The sequence below is a fragment of the Paenibacillus foliorum genome (assembly GCF_013141765.1).
In the GTDB taxonomy this organism is placed as follows: Bacteria; Bacillota; Bacilli; order Paenibacillales; family NBRC-103111; genus Paenibacillus_S; species Paenibacillus_S foliorum.
Map to the genome: position 1 here is coordinate 1 of NZ_WHOD01000010.1, position 2,760 is coordinate 2,760.

At 35.9% G+C, this 2,760-nt stretch carries 3 protein-coding genes; all 3 read right to left on the reverse strand.

Annotated elements, in window-relative coordinates; all coding sequences use genetic code 11:
* Nucleotides 1-65: 65 nt before the first annotated feature.
* The 3 genes from GC093_RS02665 to GC093_RS02675 all read right to left on the reverse strand — a co-directional run bounded on the left by GC093_RS02665 (nt 66) and on the right by GC093_RS02675 (nt 2,393).
* Complete coding sequence (locus GC093_RS02665; protein ID WP_171650312.1) at nt 66-692, reverse strand: immunity protein Imm33 domain-containing protein; 627 nt, start codon at nt 690-692, stop codon at nt 66-68.
* Nucleotides 693-926: 234 nt separating this feature from the next.
* Nucleotides 927-1,448 carry a hypothetical protein gene (locus GC093_RS02670; protein WP_246313305.1) on the reverse strand — a complete coding sequence of 174 codons (522 nt, stop codon included), beginning with the start codon at nt 1,446-1,448 and terminating at the stop codon, nt 927-929.
* A gap of 237 nt (nt 1,449-1,685) precedes the next feature.
* Nucleotides 1,686-2,393, reverse strand: a complete 708-nt coding sequence (locus GC093_RS02675) for a hypothetical protein (RefSeq protein WP_171650313.1) — start codon at nt 2,391-2,393, stop codon at nt 1,686-1,688.
* Nucleotides 2,394-2,760: the final 367 nt, after the last annotated feature.

A 2,760-nucleotide genomic window follows, 5' to 3' on the forward strand; every position in this document is an offset into this window, starting at 1 on the left:
AAAGAAAAGAGGAACTGCTCAGCTGCAGATCCTCAACTATAGTTCCTCGTTAGTTTAACGCCATATTATAATCCCATCCAGTCCTTTACTTCAATCCATCGACTATTGATGTTTTCTCTTTCGAAAGCAATTCCGGGCGCGCCTCTTAGAGGTGTTATTAGGCTAGGATCCTTATCTAATAATGAGTATATGTTTACGATTCTTATGTTTGAAGAATCACTATTGTACTCGTCGGTTTCGGTGCCTTCGAACAACCTCCAACCGCTATCTTCCTCTCGGTCGGGAGTTTCGCGATAGAGCCACCGAACGCAAGCACCTTCTTCCAAGCACATATTAGAGACCAGAGCCATTTTTTCACCAATATCCAACCAACGTGGATCGCCTTTTGGGATTATGATTCTGGCAATATGCTTTGGCTCAAACTGGATTTTATCGCCAGCATGTAATGAGTTAATGTATGTTGGTTGGTTTGTTAGAATCCCGATATATTTGTGACTAAATAACTTCTTCTCGGTAATTTCCACCCACATTCTTTCCGCGCGAGGATCATTCTCGGAAGGGCGATTTAGAACAAAGTGCAATCTGACTAAATCGCCTTTCTTTTGCTTTTGCCGTTCTTTTTGACTTGGGATGAAAAAAGTATTCGGGTTCAATAGACTCGTTTTTTCTACATCCTCTAAGCTCCATTCCAAGCGAATCCCCCCCTTTTTATTGCAATCAAATGAATAGACGCACTTCGCATCTTTTCGATGTTGGCTTTACACAATCCTGTCCGTTCAAGAAAAAAGGAGCAGTTTCCGGCCCGCGGCAATCTGCTCACTTTATAACTAACGTTCTCCGTTAGCGTAATGAACTCTGCCGAATGGTCCCGCAGCGTGAATGTGGTGTTATACGCAGTACCCTCTACTCTAAATAATCTAGGAATCCTAATAATATGTGCACCAAAATACTCTATCAGTGATTACTTCAAAATTTGATACTTCAATTAATGTAATTAGAATATCTATATCGCTTTTACCAGTGAATTCACGACTATCTGCATTATAAAATTGATCAAAAACCACTTTATATATTCCGTTATTCAGATCTATTTCGTTTTTTGAACAGTTTTTGTCTGGTACTGATTCATCTTCAAATTGTGCTGATATCGTTAAACAATCGTAATCAATGATATATAACTTATTATTAGTAACCTTTATGTAACCGTCAGCACTTCTAAAATATTTATTGTCTCGGTCCGTTTTACCTATTTGTATTTCAATATTCCATGAGTGCTGCACTCCTCGATTCGTCATCTCAAACACCAATATATTTCCATTTCTCATCTCATCTGAAAAATGATTTAGTAACATACCTAGTTGCCAATCTTCATTCACAAAAGATTTATATTCTGAAGCGTTTACTAAACCAATAAAATTTGTATCTCCGAATTTCATGCAAAACTTCATCTTTTCTCCTCCCATTAGTTTTTATTTAGGGTATTGCTTTTTTGCGAACTTCGTAAATCCGTCATACCTAAGGTATTCGCGAAGTGATTACGCTATCCTGCCCGATCGTTGAATAGGCTGCCGATCGCGTCGGCAGCCTATTCATGGTTGAACTAACGTTCCTCGTTAGGTTAATAACGTTTGCTCAATTATTTTCTTGAACTTTTTTCTATTTTAGGTAAGGATTCAGATATAATTCTATGAACAGCTTACAAGGTAATCATCACCAATTGCATAAAAAAACTTTCCTTCAACATAATATATAAAATCCCATTCTCTATAAATAGGTGTGTCAAACATGAAAGTTACCTTCCTCATATCATTCGATACTCTAAGTAATTCAACTTTACTATATGTATTCCACTTATTTTTAAGTGATTTATATAACTCTGTACATTCATCTTCACTGAAGTCTATGGCATACATACCGAGTATATTGTCCTCGATAATATCCAATTGATAAGAATAATGGTAATTTGGCATAAAACACTTTGAACCATATATTCTCCATAAATCATATGCATCCTCAACGCTAATTCCTTTATGGGATACTACATTACGTTCCCATGAATTATTCGTGATATTGCATAAATTCTTAAAATCTTCAATGCTCCAAAATATGGTTCCTACCCTAAGACCTGAAGCAGCTTGGTATTGCCAATACTCTACGTCGATATGGGTATTTAAAGGCTCTTTCCAGATAATTGTGTTTGCCTCTTCTAAAATTTCAATATATCCCATATCGGAACATCCTTGAGAATCACACATCTCACATACATCAAGTTGCATAAAAGTCCCTTTTAAATCTACTTCTAAAAAGCGGTTAGCAATCAATTCATTATTAATTATAAGTTGATACGTTGGTGACTTCTCATTTCGAATCAATTTATATTCTTGTACCTTCAACGAAATCACCTGCCCTAAGTATAGGAAGTTGCTCTAAGAAACGTGTTTCGTAATTAAATAAATGTAATTTATTCGGACCGTCTTTCGTGCTCTTTACAATAATACTATATCATTGAACTAACCTGCCCGTTGAATAAATGTAACCAAATCGCTTTAATTTATCAAGAAGCTCTGGAAACTTATCCGGAGCTTCTTTTATTGCATAAAGCTAGTACTTATGTTGTGTTTGTCAAGAAAAACGAAACATCCTTTTGTTGGTAATTTAAACATTTTAAAGGAAAAAAATGATCCTTGGCTAAACTATACAAAAAATGAACGTACACAGGAAGCAGTGACTTCCTGTGTACGTCCATTTAAACTATCGTTT